Below are 16,048 nucleotides of genomic sequence, written 5' to 3' on the forward strand. Positions count from 1 at the left end.
CGCTGTCAGGCTGCTGAGGTCGGTGCCCCGAAGCGCGCGACGTAGTGCCACACGCGCTTGAGCGCCTGCGGATCGTACTTCCCGGTCGCGGCGGCCTCGCCGATCACGCGCGGCGTCAGCAGGCCGTCGGCCGGCGCGATCTCCCGGGCCAGCTCGATGAATTCGAGGCCGCGGTAGTCCGGGTGGCGGGCCATCTCCTCCAGCGTCAGCCGGAATCCCGGATGCCACTCCAGGCGGCAGGGCAGTTTCATCGCCAGTACCTCGACCTCCGTGCCCTGATAGCAGGGGTCGAGCACCAGCGCCTCCATGTCCCGGTCGAGCCGCACCGGGCCGTGGACCTGCGCCTCGATGTAGTCGTCGAGGGCGTCAGCCTCGGTGTCGGCGAGCGCCAGCGCGATCAGGTCCATGGCGGTCGCGACGCCGAAGTTCTCCGGTTCCAGGTAGCTGTCCGGGTAGCAGAACGTCGCGCGCTCCACCGCCTCCGCGGTGAGCACGAAGTGCGCCGATCCGAACCTCGGCGCGGCCCCGACGTGCTTACCGCGGAAGTCCAGCGCGCCGTAGACCGGCCGTTCCTCGGCCGGGGCCGAGTCATACGCACCGCCGAAGATGCGGCTCTCCCAGCGCCAGCGGTCGCCGCCGGGGTGGGCGGTGAGGCCGCCGTTGCTCGTGCCGGTGACGAACTGCGAGCGGTAGACCCCGGCCGTCGCCAGCGCCGCCAGGATCGGGGGCTCGCCGCGGTCCGGGTGGAAGTTGAGTGTGACCCGCAGTGCCGGGTCGAGCGCCGGTCCCGCCGACCGCGCCGCCACGTGTGCCACCGCCCGTCGCGCCGGCTCCGACATCCCCTCACTCGCCATGGCCGCAGTATGCCCGACGAGTGATCGCCGAGGCCGATCATTTTCGCCGCTCACACCGGCTGATCACGCCAGCCGCTCACGCCGGCCGACCACACCAGCCGATCACGCCGGCTGATGGCACCAGCCGCTCACACCTCCCCGATGATCCCGGCCATCCCCTCCGCCGACAGCAGATGCCGCGCCGCGAGCCGCACCGCCCCCAGCATCCCGGCGCGCTCCCCCAGCACCGAGGTCTCGATCGCCAGGCTCCGCGTCGCCAGCGGCAGCGCGCGCCGGTAGATCACCGCGCGCACGTCGGCGAGCAGGTCCTCGTGCAGCTGCGCGAGGATGCCGCCGATCACGATCGTGTCCGGGTTGTGGAACGACACCAGCGAGGCCAGTACCTCCCCGATCCGCTGGCCGGCCAGGCGGACCTGCCGCCGGGCCGCGGCGTGCCCCTCGGAGACCAGCCGGACCACGTCGGCGGCGCGCGGCGCGTCCGCGCCCTGCGTGCGCAGCGCCGCCGCGATCGCCGCGCCGGAGGCCACCGCCTCCACGCAGCCGGTGTTGCCGCAGTGGCAGAGCACGTCCTCGTGTCCCGGCAGCTGGATGTGGCCGATGTCGCCGGCCGCGCCGGAGGCGCCGCGGTGCAGGACGCCGTCGGAGACGATGCCGCAGCCGATCCCGGTGCCGACCTTCACGTACAGCAGGTGGCGGCTGGCCTGGCGGTGCGTGTACTCGCCGAGGGCCATCGCGTTGACGTCGTTGTCGACCAGCACCGGCGCGGCGTAGCGGCCTTCGAAGAACGCCGGCACGCGGCAGCCGTCCCAGCCGGCCATGATCGGCGGCCGCACCACGGTGCCGCTGGCGAACTCCACCGGGCCCGGGACGCCGATCCCGACCGCCCGCAGATGCGCGGCCGGGCGGCCCGCCTCGGCGAGCAGTTCCTCCAGATCGGCGCGCACGCCGGCCAGGACGGCGTCGGGCCCGGCGTTGATGTCGATCGAGCGGGCCCGCTCGGCGAGCACGCGGCCGGACAGCGTGGCGACCGCGAGCCGGCTGTGGGTGGCCCCCAGATCGCAGCCGGCGACGACGATCCGCGCGTCCGACAGGTCCAGCGCCAGCGGCGGCCGGCCGCGGTCGGCGACCGCCGGTTCGGTCTCGACCAGGAGCCCGCGCTCGATGAGCAGATCCACGCGCTGCGCTATGGCCGCCCGGGACAGCCCGGTGGCTCCGACGATCGCCGAGCGCGTGGTGGCCGCACCGTCCGCGACCAGCCCGGCGAGCTCGCTGAGCGACGCCATGCGCCGCCTGGCGGCACTGTTCATCAGACCCCTCCCGACCGCCGCCGGCGCATGATCCCCGGCCGCTTCTTTATGACAGAACTAAGCCTAATGATGACTCTTGTCAGTCGTAAAGAGCGGCCATATCGTCGATCCCGGGGCCGGTGAGGGTCGGCCCCTGTGGCGGGAAAACGGCGCTCGGGAGGGCAGATGACGGTGCGGGCGGGCATAGCCGGAGCGGGAATGGTCGCGGCGGTCCACGCCGACGCGATCCGCCGCGCCGGGGCCTCGGTCGTGGGCGTCGCCGCCTCGACGCCGGAGCGGTCGAAGGCGGCGGCCCCCAGAGTGGGAGCGGGCCGCGCCTTCGACTCCGCCGAGGAACTGGCGGTGTCCGACGAGATCGACGTGCTGCACGTCTGCACCCCGAACGCCCTGCACGGCCCCCTGGTCCGGGCGGCGCTGTCGGCCGGCAAGCACGTGGTCTGCGAGAAGCCGCTGTCGCTGACCGGCGCGGACTCCGAGGCGCTGGTCGAGCTGGCCGCGAGCACCGGACTGGTGAACGCGGTCCCGCTGGTCTACCGCTACCACCCGATGACCGTGGAGGCCCGCGAGCGGGTCCGGCGCGACGAACTCGGCCCGATCCGCCTCATCCACGGCCACTACCTCCAGGACTGGCTGGCCCGGCCGGAGGACAACAACTGGCGCGTGGACCCGGCCGTCGGCGGGGCCTCGCGAGCGTTCGCCGACATCGGCTCGCACTGGTGCGACCTGGTCGAATGGATCAGCGGGCACCGGATCAGCGAGCTGACGGCCGCCACCCAGACGGTGCTCCCGCAGCGCTCGGCGGCCGGCCGCGAGACTTTCACCGGATCCGGGGGCGAAAGCCCGCCGGAACCGGCGGAAACGGAGCGGATCGCGGTCACCACCGAAGACGCCGTCCAGGTCCTGTTCCGCACCGACCGCGGCGCCACCGGCGCCCTGGTCGTCTCCCAGGTCTCGCCGGGCCGCAAGAACCGGCTCTGGTTCGAGATCGACGGGGCCGAGCGCAGCGTGTCCTACGACGGCGAGGACCCCGAGTCCCTGCTGCTCGGCGGCCGGGACCGCACCGAGATCGTCCGCCGCGACGCGCTGTCGGAGCCGGCGAACCGGATCAACGCGGTCCCCGCCGGCCACCCCTGGGGCTACCGCGACTGCTTCGCGGCCTTCACCGCGGACGTCTACGCCGCGATCCGGGACCCTCGGGCTTTCGCCGAGAGTGCCGAGACGGCCGCCCGAGCCGTCCCGGCGTTCCCGACCTTCGCCGACGCCGCCCGCACCGCCCACATCACCGACGCGGTCCTGGCCTCGGCCGCGCACCGCTCCTGGATCGAGGTGTCCTGACCATGAAGCTCGGCTTTCTCACCGCCTGCCTGCCGCAGGTCCCGCTCGCGGACATCGCCGCCTGGGCCGCCGAAAACGATTACGCCGCCCTGGAGGTCGCGGTCTGGCCGAAGGTCGGCGGCCGGGAGTTCGAGGCCAGCCACATCGACGTCGCGCACTTCGACGAGGGTCAGGCCGGCGAGGTCACCGAGCTGTTCGCCAAGCACGGCCTGACGCTGTCCTCGCTGGCGTACTACGAGAACAACCTGCACCCCGACGAGGAGCGCCGGCAGGAGATCGCCGCGCACGTGCTGCACGCGATCGACGCCGCGGCGCTGCTCGGCGTGGAGACCGTCGGCACGTTCGTCGGCCGGCACCCGGGGCTGAGCGTGAAGGAGAACATCGCGCTCGCCGACCGGACCTTCCCGCGGCTGGTCGACTACGCCGGCGAGCGCGGCGTGAAGATCATCATCGAGAACTGCGTCATGGAGGGCTGGCACCCCGACGGGTACCCGGGCAACCTGGCGTACTCCCCCGAGCTGTGGGAGTGGATGTTCTCCCTCGGGCTGTACCTGAACTACGACCCCTCGCACCTGCTGTGGATCGGCATCGACCCGGTGACCGCGCTGAAGCCCTACGTCGACCGCATCCCGCACGCGCAGGCCAAGGACACCCAGCTGGACCCGCTGGCGCGCGACCGCTACGGCTTCTTCGGCAAGACCCTGAGCCGCGAGCACCCCTGGGACGAGGGCTGGTGGCGCTACCGCGTCCCGGGCCTGGGCCAGGTGGACTGGAGCGGCGTGGTGGACGCGCTGTACGAGGGCGGGTTCACCGGGGTGCTGAGCGTGGAGCACGAGGACCCGGTGTGGGGCGGCACCGAGGAGAAGGTCAAGCAGGGCCTGCAGATCGCCCACCGCACGCTGTCGCCCCTCATCGTCGGATAGCCGGGCCGCCACCGCCCGCGGCGTACGCCGCCGTCCATCGCTGAACCGCTTAACCGCCGAACACTTCTAACCGAGGCCAGGCCATGACCCGCAACCCGAGCGTGCAGCTCTACTCCGTCCGCGACCACCTGACCGACTCGACGCAGCGCGAGAGCACCCTGAAGCGCCTCGCCGACATCGGCTTCACCGCCGTCGAGCCCTACGACCCGACGAACGACCCGGCGGGCTTCCGCGCCCTGGCCGACGACCTGGGCCTGAGCGTCTCCGGCGCGCACGCCATGGCGCTGCTGCGCGAGCCGGACCCGGCGCCGGTGTTCGAGGCGCTGGCGACCATCGGCACCGACCTGGCGATCCTGCCGGCCGGCATCCCGGAGGACGACTTCAAGACCCACGACGGCCTCAAGCACGCCGCCGACACGCTGAACGCGCTGGCGGCCAAGGCCGCCGAGGCCGGCCTGCGCTTCGGCTACCACAACCACTACTGGGAGTTCGAGCCCGTCCTCGACGGCCGGCACGCCCTGGAGATCCTGGTCGACCTGGTCGACCCGGCGGTGGTGTTCGAGATCGACACCTACTGGTCCACGGTCGGCGGCGCCGACACCCCGGCGGTCCTGGAGCGCCTCGGCGAGCGCGTGGTGGCGCTGCACGTCAAGGACGGCCCGGCCGTCAAGGGCGAGCCGAACGTGGCCGTCGGCACCGGCGCGATGCCGGTCCCGGCCGTGCTGGCCGCCGCGCCGCGCGACGCCTGGCGCGTCATCGAGTTCGACGAGTGCGCCACGGACATCTTCGAGGCGCTGGCCGCGAGCCTGGCCTACGTGAACGGTCTGGAGGCGGCGTGAGCGAGGTCAGCGGGGGCGGCGCGAACGGGGTCAGCGCCGGCGGGGGCGCCGGGGCGCGGTCGGGCCCGGTCAGCGTCGCGGTCATCGGCGCCGGCAACATCAGCTCGCAGTATCTGCGCAACCTGACCCGCTTCCCGGACCTGAAGGTCGTGGCGATCGCCGACATCGACGTCGCACGGGCCGCAGCAGCCGCCGAGGAGTTCGGCGTCCCGATCTCGGGCCCGGTCCCGGACGTCCTGGCCCTGCCCGAGGTCGAACTGGCCGTGAACCTGACCATCCCGGCGGCCCACGCCGAGGTGGCCCTGGCCGCGGTCGCCGCCGGCAAGCACGTCTACGGCGAGAAGCCGCTGGCGCTGGACCCGGCGGCGGCGCGCCAGGTGCTGACGGAGGCGGCGGCGCACGGCGTCCGCGTCGGCAACGCACCGGACACCTTCCTCGGCGCGGGCCTGCAGTCGGCACTGCGCGCGGTCGGCTCCGGCCTGATCGGAACACCGGTCGCGGGCGCGGCGGCGTTCCAGAGTCCGGGGCCGGAGAGCTGGCACCCGAGCCCGGAGTTCCTGTTCGCCCACGGCGCGGGCCCGCTGTTCGACATGGGCCCGTACTACCTGACGGCGCTGGTGGCGCTGCTCGGCCCGGTCCGCACCGTGGCCGCCAGCGGGCACAAGGCGCGCGAGACCCGCGTGATCGGCTCCGGACCCAAGGCCGGGACGGAGTTCCCGGTCGAGGTCCCGACGCACGTCACGGCCCTCCTGGAGTTCCGCGACGGCGCGGGCGCCACCACCACACTGAGCTTCGACTCACCACTGCCCCGCCAGAGCATCGAGATCACCGGCACCGAAGCCACCCTCCTGGTCCCGGACCCGAACAACTTCGACGGCACCCTGCACCTCCGCCGCCGAGGCTCCAAGGACACCGAGGAGATCCCGGCCACCGGCACCTCGATCGGCCGCGGCATCGGCGTCCTGGACATGGCCCGAGCCCTGCGCACCGGCGCCGCCCACCGGGCATCCGGCGAGCTGGCACTGCACGTGCTGGACGTGATGGCGGCGATCGCGGCCTCGACGCAGAGCGCGGCGTTCGAGGACGTGCCGGCCTGGACGGAGAAGCTGGAGACGCTGCCGGAGGGCTGGGACCCGCTGGAGGCGACGCTCTAGGAGCGTGGGCTCGACGCGCGCCGCCTCGCTTCATGCGATGGCGGCGCGTGGTCGTTGTCGGTCGGGTTGGTCGGGACCATGCGCATGCTCCCAGCCCGCCGAGTTGTCGGCAGCATCCGGTATACATGCACATAAGGGGCGATTATGCCCTAACAAAATGGGCGCTGCTGACCTATGTGTGGGTGCTGGTGGCGGCTGCGGTTTGTTTGCGGGTTGACAGTCAAGGGCCTTTTTTGACGGCTTCGCACGGCTTTAAGAAGGATCCGCTGGGTGGCGCAGTTCGGTGGTGTGCCTGGGGACGCATTGGCGGCCGGCGGTTGTGCGTGTGCACGACCGCGCACCGGTCCGAGTCACTGCGCACACGTCACGTGGGCGGGCGGCGGCCGCGTGTGGTGGGCACCAACAGTCAAAAGCAGGCGCCTCCGGCGGGGGCACTCGAGACTCTGAGGGATCCCCAACCCCCCGCCTCGGCGGCGGTCCGTGTGTTGGTCGCCGCGTCCCGGATCCCTCGTCGCTGACGTCGCCCTAAAGGGAACCATCCCGGCCTGGCGGTGTCCAGCCGGATCGCACGCTGCTGTGGTCGGGCTGCGTTCGGCCGGACACCGCCAGTCCGGGCTGGTTGTGCAAGCACCGCCGACAGCGACGAGGGATCCGGGACAACCCCACCTGTGGGAAGGATTCCCGCGTCTCGGGCACGCCACGTCACCACCCGCAGGTGTGCGCGCCCGAGTGGACCGTGTCCACACCACAGGCCGGGGTTGTCCCGGGTTCCCCGTCGCGTCGGCGGGCGTAGCCAAGCTGACCGGGCCGGTGGTGTCAAGTCGCACGAAACCGCACCACAGCAGCAGGGGTCCGACTTGATACCACCGGACCGGTCTGCTTCCGTCAGGCGACGACGCGACGGGGAACCCGGGACAAAGGCAACCACAAGCAGTGTCCGCCGGCAGACAGCGCGGCCCCCCTCCCCGGAGCGAGGCCGCTCGCCGCGCAGGCGCCGCCGGAGGCCCTGTCTTTGACTGTTGGTGCCCACCACGCTCGACGATTGCCGCCTACGCAACGCATGCGCAGTGACTCGGACCGGTGCGCGGTCGTGCACACGCACAACCGCCGGCCGCCAACGCAACCTGCGGGGCACCACCGAACTGCGCCACCCAGCGGATCCTTCTTAAAACCCTGCGAAGCCGTAAAAAGCTCCTAAAACCCACCACCAAACCGCACCCGACGCACCCACCACACCCCAGCCACCCACACCCACACCCACACCCACACACCAAGCAAGGGCGCCACAAAATGCCAGCGCAGCCGCCCGGCAAAACCCGGCCCGCCTACCGAATCCCGCCCGTCACTACCCGCAACCGCCGCCGCACCGCGTCCCGCGGGTCCGGCTGCCGCGCCAGCAGCACCCGGGCGATCCGTCCGGCACGCGCCGCGCCCTCCGACGTCCCCTCGCGCAGCGAGGTCACCAGCGCGCCCTCGACCAGCAGCATCAGTTCCGGGGCGAGGCTCTCGTGGTCGTCGCGGCCCGCTTCGGCCAGCAGGCGGTCCAGGTAGTCCGTGACGGCGTCCTTGTGCGCGACCGCGACCTCGTGGACGGGGCTGCTGCGGTCCGCGGCCTCGACCATGGCGTTGATGAACGCGCAGCCGCGGTAGCCCGCGCCGTCGAGCCACTCCCCCAGCGCGTCGAAGACGGCGATGGGACGCTCGACGGCCGGCAGCCCGTAGCCGGTGATGGTCTCCCGCAGCCACGCGCGCCAGCGTTCGTCGGTCCGGGTCAGGACGGCGATCACCAGCTCGTCCTTGCTCGCGAAGTGCCGGTAGAACGAAGCCCGCCCCACCCGCGACACCGTCAGGATCCGCTCCACCCCCACGGCGCGGATTCCCTCTGCGTAGAACAGGTCCTCGGCCGCCGTCAGCAATCGCTCGCGCGCCTGTACCGCCATGACCGTCAATGGTATCGATCGGTTCCGCGGGAGCGCCAGCGCTGAAGTGTGGAACGGAATCGAACGGTACCGTATTGAACGCAATGCGTTGACATCAGACGGTACCGATCGGTGCCGATCGCACACCGCCCGGCGCCCCCGGCGTCAGCCCACGCAAAAGCCCCGGCCCCCCAAAACGGGAAGCCGGGGCCCAAGAAACCAAACCCGCTACGCGACAGCCTTCTTCAGCGCCTCGGCACGGTCGGTCCGCTCCCACGTGAAGTCCGGCAGATCCCGGCCGAAGTGCCCGTAAGCCGCGGTCTGCTGGTAGATCGGCCGCAGCAGGTCCAGGTCCCGGATGATCGCGGCCGGCCGCAGGTCGAACACCTGCAGCACCGCCTCCTGGATCTTCACGTCCTCGACCAGCCCGGTACCGAACGTCTCCACGAACAGCCCCACCGGCTCCGCCTTGCCGATCGCGTAAGCGACCTGCACCTCGCACCGCTCCGCCAGCCCGGCGGCGACCACGTTCTTCGCCACCCACCGCATCGCGTAGGCCGCCGAGCGGTCCACCTTCGACGGGTCCTTGCCGGAGAACGCCCCGCCGCCGTGCCGGGCCATCCCGCCGTAGGTGTCCACGATGATCTTCCGGCCGGTCAGGCCCGCGTCGCCCATCGGGCCGCCGATCTCGAACCGCCCGGTCGGGTTCACCAGCAGCCGGTAGTCCGACGTGTCCAGCTCCAGGGCGGCGATCTCCGGCGCCACCACCTGCTCGCGGATGTCCGGGGTGAGCAGGTTGTCCAGGTCGATGTCGGAGGCGTGCTGGGTCGACAGGACCACGGTGTCCAGCCGGACCGCCTTGTGCCCGTCGTACTCGATGGTCACCTGGGTCTTGCCGTCCGGGCGCAGGTACGGCACGGTACCGTCCTTGCGGACCGCGGCCAGCCGGCTCGACAGGCGGTGCGCCAGCGCGATCGGTAGCGGCATCAGCTCCGGGGTGTCGGTGCAGGCGTAGCCGAACATCAGGCCCTGGTCGCCGGCGCCCTGGCGGTCGAGCTCGTCGGTGTCACCCTCGACCCGCGCCTCATAGGCGTCGTCGACGCCCTGGGCGATGTCCGGGGACTGCGAGCCGATGGACACCGACACGCCGCAGGAGGCGCCGTCGAAGCCCTTCTTGGACGAGTCGTAGCCGATGGCCAGGATCGTCTCGCGGACCAGGTGCGCGATGTCGGCGTACGCGGTGGTGGTGACCTCGCCGGCGATGTGCACCTGGCCGGTGGTGAGCATGGTCTCGACGGCGACCCGGGACTTCGGGTCGTCCTTGAGCAGCGAGTCGAGGATCGCGTCGCTGATCTGGTCGGCGATCTTGTCGGGGTGCCCCTCGGTCACCGATTCGGAGGTGAACAGGCGGCGGACGGTACCGGACATGGGTACTCCTCAGTTCGCAGCGGCTGCTGACTACAGGTCGACGCGACGCCCCGGTCCCGGAACGACACGCACGCGCCTGGTCGGCGCGTGCTTTGTCACGAAGATCGAAACGACCGCGGCACCAGTTTAGTCGGTAGGGGTCCGCAGCTTAAGTACCCGGTCCCAGATGACGTCCGCGAGCCGTTCCTTCGGACCGTCCGGAATCGGGTCCTCCGAGCCGTCCGCGCCGATCACGACCGCCGCGCTGTGGTCCGCGCCGAAGGTCAGGTCCACCCCGACCTCGTTGACGACCAGCAGGTCGACGCCGTATTTCGCGAGTTTGGCGCGGCCGTGTTCGAGCCACGTCCCGTGCGCATCACCGGTCTCGGCAGCGAACCCGACCACCGTCTGCCCCGTCCGTATCCGCTCGTGACCGAGCTCACGGAGCACGTGCGGGTTCTGGACCAGGCGAATCTCAGGGGCTGAGAGGTCGTCGGCCTTCTTGATCTTCGAATCGGCCGGCTCGGCGGGCCGGAAGTCCGCGACGGCCGCGGCCATCACCACGATGTCCGCGTCCCGGGCCGCGGCGCGCACCGCATTGCGCAATTCCGAAGTCGTCGACACCCGCACCACATCGACCCCGGCGGGGTCCGGCAGCGCGGTGTTGGCCGCGACGAGGGTGACGCGCGCGCCCCGCGCGGCCGCCGTGCTCGCCAGCGCGTAGCCCTGCTTGCCCGAGGAGCGGTTGCCGAGGTAGCGCACCGGGTCGACCGGCTCGCGCGTGCCGCCGGCCGAGACCACGACGTGCAGCCCGGTCAGATCGGCCTCGGCGGTGCCGCGGGCCAGCAGCGAGCGGCAGTACTCGAAGATCGCCGAGGGGTCCGGCAGCCGGCCCTTGCCGGCGTCGGCGCCGGTGAGCCGGCCGACGGCGGGCTCGATGACGTGCAGACCGCGGCGGCGCAGGGTCGCGACGTTCTCGACGGTGGCGGCGTTCTCCCACATCTCGGTGTGCATGGCCGGCGCGAAGACCACCGGGCAGGTGGCGGTCAGCAGGGTGTTGGTGAGCAGGTCGTCGGCCAGACCGTGGGCCGCCTTGGCCAGCAGGTCGGCGGTGGCCGGGGCGACGACGACCAAATCCGCGTGCCGGCCGATGCGCACGTGCGGCACCTCGTGCACGTGCTCCCACACCTCGGTGGCCACCGGCCGCCCGGACAGCGCGGCCCAGGTCGGCTCGCCGACGAAGTGCAGCGCGGCGGCGGTCGGGACCACGGTGACCGCGTGCCCGGACTCGGTGAACAGCCGCAGGAGCTCGCAGGCCTTGTACGCGGCGATGCCGCCGCCCACGCCGAGAACGACGGTGGGCGACGGCATCGAAGATTCTTCAGTCACGCTTCGACCCTAATGGGATCAGTGCGCGACGGCCGACCTGGGGTCGGCGCCGGAATGAAGCCGCTACTGGATGACCGAGCCGGGCGCGCCGGCCTCGATCGGCTCGGCGGTCAGCAGGCCGGCGTTGATCTCGCGCAGCGCGATCGACAGCGGCTTCTCGTGGACGTGGGTGTCCACCAGCGGGCCGACGTACTCCAGCAGGCCCTCGGAGAGCTGGGAGTAGTAGGCGTTGATCTGCCGAGCGCGCTTGGCCGCGTAGATCACCAGGCTGTACTTGGAGCCGGCGGCGTCGAGCAGCTCGTCGATCGGCGGGTTGATGATGCCTTCGGGCTCAGTGGCGGACACGCGTGAGGACTCCTGTCGCAGCAAGATCATTTCTGGGTCTGCACGGCCCAGACCGCCAAGGATACCAGTTTGCCGAGCCCCGACCTCCTGATCCGCCTTTCGATAAGTACAGATCAGACGTTCGTACCGGTGGTGACCAGCTCGACCAGCTCAGCGGCGGCGGCCTCGACCGTGGTGTTCACGATCGTCACGTCGAACTCGCTCTCCGCGGCCAGCTCCACGCGGCCGGTCGCCAGCCGCCGCTCGATGACGTCCTCCGGCTCGGTGCCGCGGCCGCGCAGCCGCTGCTCCAGCACCTCCCAGGTGGGCGGGGCCAGGAAGACCAGGCGGGCGGCGGGCATCGCGGCCCGGATCTGGCGCGCGCCCTGCAGCTCGATTTCCAGCAGGACCGGCTGGCCGGCGTCCAGGCGCTGCTCGACGGCGTGGCGCGGGGTTCCGTACATGTTGCCGGCGTACTCGGCGTACTCCAGGAACTCGCCCTTGGCGATCAGGTCCTCGAAAGTAGGCCGGTCGTAGAAGAAATAGTGCACCCCGTCGACCTCTCCGGGCCGGGGCGCGCGGGTGGTGGCCGAGACTGACAGCCACACCTCGGGGTGAACCTCGCGGACGTGCTTGGCAAGGGTTGTCTTGCCGACGCCCGACGGGCCCGACAGCACTGTCAACAGTGCGGGGGCGGTGGTGTCGGAACCGTGGCCGTCCGTTCCGGCGCGATCGCTCATGAGAGAAGATCGTACCGGGCCGCAGGGCCGCGATTCCGACGGTTGTACCGCGTCACCTCACCTCGGCGTCTCAGAGAAGCGCCGGGGTTCGGTTGACGTCACGCGCCGAATTCACGCTCCAGCGATGCGATCTGATTGGCGCCGAGCCCACGGATACGGCGCGTCTCGGAAATATCGAGACGCTCCATGATCTGCTTGGCCCGGACCTTTCCGATGCCGGGCATCGATTCCAGAAGAGCCGAGACCTTCATCTTGCCGATGATCTCGTTCTTCTGGCCTTCGCGCACGACATCGGACAACGTCACGCCGCCCGCCTTGAGACGGAGCTTCAGGGCGGCGCGCTCACGCCGCGCTTCGGCTGCCTTCTGAAGTGCGGCCGCACGCTGTTCTGGAGTGAGGGGCGGAAGAGCCACGCCTGTTCACCTCTGGACTTCGAGTACTGTCGGTGGACTTGTCCGAGTTCGACCGAGGCCTATGACATGCCTCGAACTCCCCCAAGACATACGGGACCTCACCTGGCGGACGAGACCCGTGGATACAACTGGTGGAACGAATCCGCAGCGTACACCCGTAGTCGGGGGCAAGGAGAGGGGATCGGCGCTTCTCGTGAGCTGGACCGGTGTGCAAATCCGGCGAAAAGGGGGTGAGTCCGGCGTAATTCGAGGCGGAATTCAGGGCTCGAATCACACCGTCATGCCCCTGATATCGCGTCAGATACGTTTGTCCGAACCGGCATTAGGGCGCGCCGGGGTATCGGTCACGACCGCGTTCGGCCTGTGACGCATCCACGCTTTGAGCAACACCAGGACAAGGACGGAATATCGCACGGAGGTTCAGAGCGCGCCGGAGAAAGTATCGCAGGACTGGAAGTTCCCTGTCTGGTAACCGGTGAGGAACCACTGCTGACGCTGCGCCGCCGAGCCGTGCGTCCAGGTTTCGGGGGTCACCCGATGCTGGTACTGGGCCTGGATCCGGTCGTCGCCGACGGCGGCCGCGGCGTCCAGTCCGTCGGAGATGTCCTGCTTCGTGAGGTCCTTGATCAGGACCCTGCCGCCGGCGTCCTTCGTCGTCGTCGCGGAGTGCGCCCAGAGCCCTGCGTAACAGTCTGCCTGGAGTTCGACCCGGACCGCACCGCTGTTCGCACCCTGTTGGGACGACTGGCTGTTGCGCAGCGCGCCGGTGAGGTTCTGGACGTGGTGGCCGTACTCGTGCGCGATGACGTAGGCCTGCGCGAACGGTCCGCCGCGCGCGCCGAACTTCGTTTTGAGGTCCTGCCAGAAACCGAGGTCCAGATAGACCGTGCGGTCGCCCGGGCAGTAGAACGGCCCGACGGCGGAGGTCGCGTTGCCGCAGGCGGTGCGGGTGGCGCCGCTGAAGATGACGGTCTGGGCCGGCGGGTACTTCTGGTTGTTGCGGGCGAAGAAGCCGCTCCAGTAGTTCTGCACGGAGTTCACCACGGCCACCACGCGGCAGTCGTCGCTGACGTTGGCGTCGGCGCCGGTGCGGCACTTGGCGGCCAGCGAGCCGCTGGTGACGGGGCCGGTGGCGGTGCCGCTGCCGGAGGAGGACAGGGAGTTCGAGGACGTCCCGGAGCCGTCGGTGAGCGCCAGCGGCACGCCGACCACTGCGGCGATCAGCGCCAGGATCAGCCCGACCAGGCCGCCGCGGCCGCCGGGCAGGCCGAAGCCGCCGCCGAGGCCGCCGCCCCGGGAGGGGCCGGAGCCGCGCTCGTCGCGGACCTGGCCGGAGTCCAGCTGGGCGTCGTCGTCGAACTGCATATCGCAATCTTCCTGGACGAATCGCCCGGGTCCGCGCCGACACGCGGGAGCGCGGTCGGGGGCACGTGGAGGCACGCGGGGAGTGCGGCGGATGGTGCGGCCGGGAGCACGGTAACGACCGCCGTCGCCCCGTGTCTAGAAATTCGAGCCCTGAGCTACTAGCCTGCGCGCGTTCCGCGAGTGTCACAGGTCACATCGGGAGTGGCGCAGGCCGCACGGAAGGAACCGCCGCCATGGCGCATGGGCACCACCACCGTCCCTCCCCGCGGCGTGGCGCCCGGGTGTCGGTGCCGATCACGCTGGTCGTCGCGCTGGTGCTGGGCGCGTCCGCCGGCGGGGCGGCCTGGTACGCGGCGGGACACCGGCACGCGTCCGGTAACGGCGGGGACGGTGCGGCCGGCGGCCAGGCCGTGTGCCCGGCGACCGGGCCGACGACGGTCTCGGCGGTGGTCGCCCCGGACCTGGCCGGGGTGCTGGCGCCGGTACTCACGCCACAGCCGGTGCCGTGCGTGCGGGTGGTGATGACGTCGGCCGACTCCGCGGACATGGCGCACTACCTGGCCGGGAGCGGCGCGGCGCCGGCGGGGGTGCGGGGGCGGCCGGACGTGTGGATCCCGGACACGTCGCTGTGGCTGGAGCTGGCGCGGGCGACCGGGACCGGGCAGGCGGCGCTGCCGCAGAACGGGAGCTCGGTGGCGGATTCGCCGACGGTCGTGGCTTCGCCGAAGCCGGTGGCGGGGTTGTTGGGCGGAGGCGGCGCGTTCAGCTGGGAGCAGTTGGTGAAGCTGGCGCTGGCGCAGAGCCAGGCGGCGCCGAGCGCTCTGAACCCGAAGGCCGGGGCGGCGCCGGTGGTGGCGATCGCCGATCCGACGCACGACGGCGCGGGGCTGTCGGCGCTGATCGTGCTGGACGGGATGCTGGCCCAGGCGGTGGACGATCCGCAGCTGAAGGTCGGGATCACCGGGTTCGTCAAGGGGATGGCGGACAACGTCGCGGGCTCGATGGCGGCGCTGCTGGCGAAGCCGGCCGCGGACGTCGCGGCGTTTCCGGCGTCGGAGCAGGAGGTGTTCCGGTACAACAGCCGCAAGCCCGCGGTGCCTCTGGCGGCGCTGTATCCGTCGGACGGCTCGGCGTCGCTGGACTATCCGCTGGTGGTGCTCAACGGCGCGGACAACGCGCACGCGGTGGCGGCGAACGCGTTGCTGACGTACCTGCAGACCACGGCTCAGGACGCGTTGCGGCAGCAGGGTTTCCGGTCGCCGGACGGGGCGCCGTCGCAGGTGCTGGCCGCGGATCCGGAGCTGCACGGGGGCCAGCTGGCGGCGGCCACGCGGGCCGACTACGGGCTGGCGCCGCAGGCGTTGGCGCTGTGGGCGACGTTGACACGGCAGCTGCGGATGCTGGCGGTGGTGGACGTGTCGGGGTCGATGGCGCAGACGGTGGCCGGGACCGGGCAGACCCGGCTGGAACTGACGGCGGGCGCGAGCGAGAAGGCGATGAAGCTGTTCGGCAGCCACGCGGCGATGGGGCTGTGGACGTTCACCACCACGCGGGACGCGCCCGGCTCGACGGTCATCGACCACGTGCTGCCGATCGCGGAGCTGGGCTCGGCGGACGCCGGCGGGGCCACGCACGGACAGCGGATGACGGCGGCGTACGGGGCGCTGGCGGACAAGCCGGGGTCGCGCAACGGGCTGTACGACGCGCTGTTGGCGGCGTACCAGGCGGTGCAGAAGGGCTGGGACCCGACGCGGGTGAACACGGTCGCGGTGTTCACCGACGGCAAGGACGACAACCTCAACAGCATGAGTTCGGACCAGCTGATAGCGAAGCTGCAGGCGGCGCTCGATCCGGCGCGGCCGGTGCGGGTGTTCGTGGTGGCGCTGGGGACAGACGTGGATCTGACGCTACTGAACAAGATCACGGCGGTCACCGGCGGCGCGGCGGTTCACTTCAGCGACATGGGGCAGATGACGTCGGCGATATTGGGGAGCACTGAGACGCAGTGAGGAGCGCCTGCCACAAGGCTTCCCACGCGATCATCGCAGGGCTCATGTATGCCCCGCGTAAGGCCCCGAA

General features: G+C 71.3%; 14 protein-coding genes. 5 read left to right on the forward strand and 9 right to left on the reverse strand.

Annotation, left to right across the window (positions count from 1 at the left end):
- Positions 1-5: 5 nt before the first annotated feature.
- Positions 6-854, reverse strand: coding sequence for a DUF3626 domain-containing protein (locus tag ABH920_RS33875; RefSeq protein WP_370353324.1), 849 nt, complete (start codon positions 852-854; stop codon positions 6-8).
- Between the two features lie 128 nt (positions 855-982).
- A complete protein-coding gene (locus ABH920_RS33880; RefSeq protein ID WP_370353325.1) occupies positions 983-2,161 on the reverse strand; it encodes an ROK family protein in 1,179 nt (392 codons plus the stop codon).
- A gap of 165 nt (positions 2,162-2,326) precedes the next feature.
- On the opposite strand from ABH920_RS33880, the gene ABH920_RS33885 reads away from it, so the two are divergent.
- The 4 genes from ABH920_RS33885 (at position 2,327) to ABH920_RS33900 (ending at position 6,412) form a co-directional block, all read left to right on the forward strand.
- Positions 2,327-3,496: a Gfo/Idh/MocA family protein gene (locus ABH920_RS33885; RefSeq protein WP_370353326.1), complete on the forward strand. Its 1,170-nt coding sequence runs from the start codon at positions 2,327-2,329 to the stop codon at positions 3,494-3,496.
- Between the two features lie 2 nt (positions 3,497-3,498).
- On the forward strand, positions 3,499-4,419 hold the full coding sequence (locus ABH920_RS33890; protein WP_370353327.1) for a sugar phosphate isomerase/epimerase family protein: 921 nt from the start codon (positions 3,499-3,501) through the stop codon (positions 4,417-4,419).
- Between the two features lie 83 nt (positions 4,420-4,502).
- Entirely contained in the window at positions 4,503-5,258 is a 756-nt protein-coding gene (locus tag ABH920_RS33895; protein WP_370353328.1) for a sugar phosphate isomerase/epimerase family protein, read from the forward strand.
- Positions 5,255-6,412, forward strand: coding sequence for a Gfo/Idh/MocA family protein (locus ABH920_RS33900; protein ID WP_370353329.1), 1,158 nt, complete (start codon positions 5,255-5,257; stop codon positions 6,410-6,412). The genes ABH920_RS33895 and ABH920_RS33900 overlap by 4 nt, the downstream gene beginning before the upstream one ends.
- A gap of 1,325 nt (positions 6,413-7,737) precedes the next feature.
- Here ABH920_RS33900 and ABH920_RS33905 read toward each other — a convergent pair.
- The 7 genes from ABH920_RS33905 to ABH920_RS33935 form a co-directional block, all read right to left on the reverse strand.
- Entirely contained in the window at positions 7,738-8,352 is a 615-nt protein-coding gene (locus ABH920_RS33905; protein WP_370353330.1) for a TetR/AcrR family transcriptional regulator, read from the reverse strand.
- Positions 8,353-8,559: 207 nt separating this feature from the next.
- A complete protein-coding gene (metK, locus tag ABH920_RS33910) occupies positions 8,560-9,759 on the reverse strand; it encodes a methionine adenosyltransferase (protein ID WP_370353331.1) in 1,200 nt (399 codons plus the stop codon).
- 126 nt (positions 9,760-9,885) lie between these two features.
- A complete protein-coding gene (coaBC, locus tag ABH920_RS33915; RefSeq protein ID WP_370353475.1) occupies positions 9,886-11,109 on the reverse strand; it encodes a bifunctional phosphopantothenoylcysteine decarboxylase/phosphopantothenate--cysteine ligase CoaBC in 1,224 nt (407 codons plus the stop codon).
- 81 nt (positions 11,110-11,190) lie between these two features.
- Positions 11,191-11,472, reverse strand: coding sequence for a DNA-directed RNA polymerase subunit omega (gene rpoZ, locus ABH920_RS33920; RefSeq protein ID WP_015793932.1), 282 nt, complete (start codon positions 11,470-11,472; stop codon positions 11,191-11,193).
- A gap of 113 nt (positions 11,473-11,585) precedes the next feature.
- Positions 11,586-12,191, reverse strand: a complete 606-nt coding sequence (gmk, locus tag ABH920_RS33925; protein ID WP_370353332.1) for a guanylate kinase — start codon at positions 12,189-12,191, stop codon at positions 11,586-11,588.
- A 98-nt stretch (positions 12,192-12,289) separates the two neighbouring features.
- On the reverse strand, positions 12,290-12,604 hold the full coding sequence (gene mihF, locus ABH920_RS33930) for an integration host factor, actinobacterial type (RefSeq protein ID WP_015793934.1): 315 nt from the start codon (positions 12,602-12,604) through the stop codon (positions 12,290-12,292).
- A gap of 420 nt (positions 12,605-13,024) precedes the next feature.
- Positions 13,025-13,969: a neutral zinc metallopeptidase gene (locus ABH920_RS33935; RefSeq protein WP_370353333.1), complete on the reverse strand. Its 945-nt coding sequence runs from the start codon at positions 13,967-13,969 to the stop codon at positions 13,025-13,027.
- Positions 13,970-14,202: 233 nt separating this feature from the next.
- Here ABH920_RS33935 and ABH920_RS33940 point away from each other — a divergent pair, with 233 nt between their 5' ends.
- A complete protein-coding gene (locus ABH920_RS33940; RefSeq protein WP_370353334.1) occupies positions 14,203-15,978 on the forward strand; it encodes a hypothetical protein in 1,776 nt (591 codons plus the stop codon).
- Positions 15,979-16,048 lie beyond the last annotated feature (70 nt).

The organism is Catenulispora sp. EB89 (assembly GCF_041261445.1).
Taxonomy (GTDB): Bacteria; Actinomycetota; Actinomycetes; order Streptomycetales; family Catenulisporaceae; genus Catenulispora.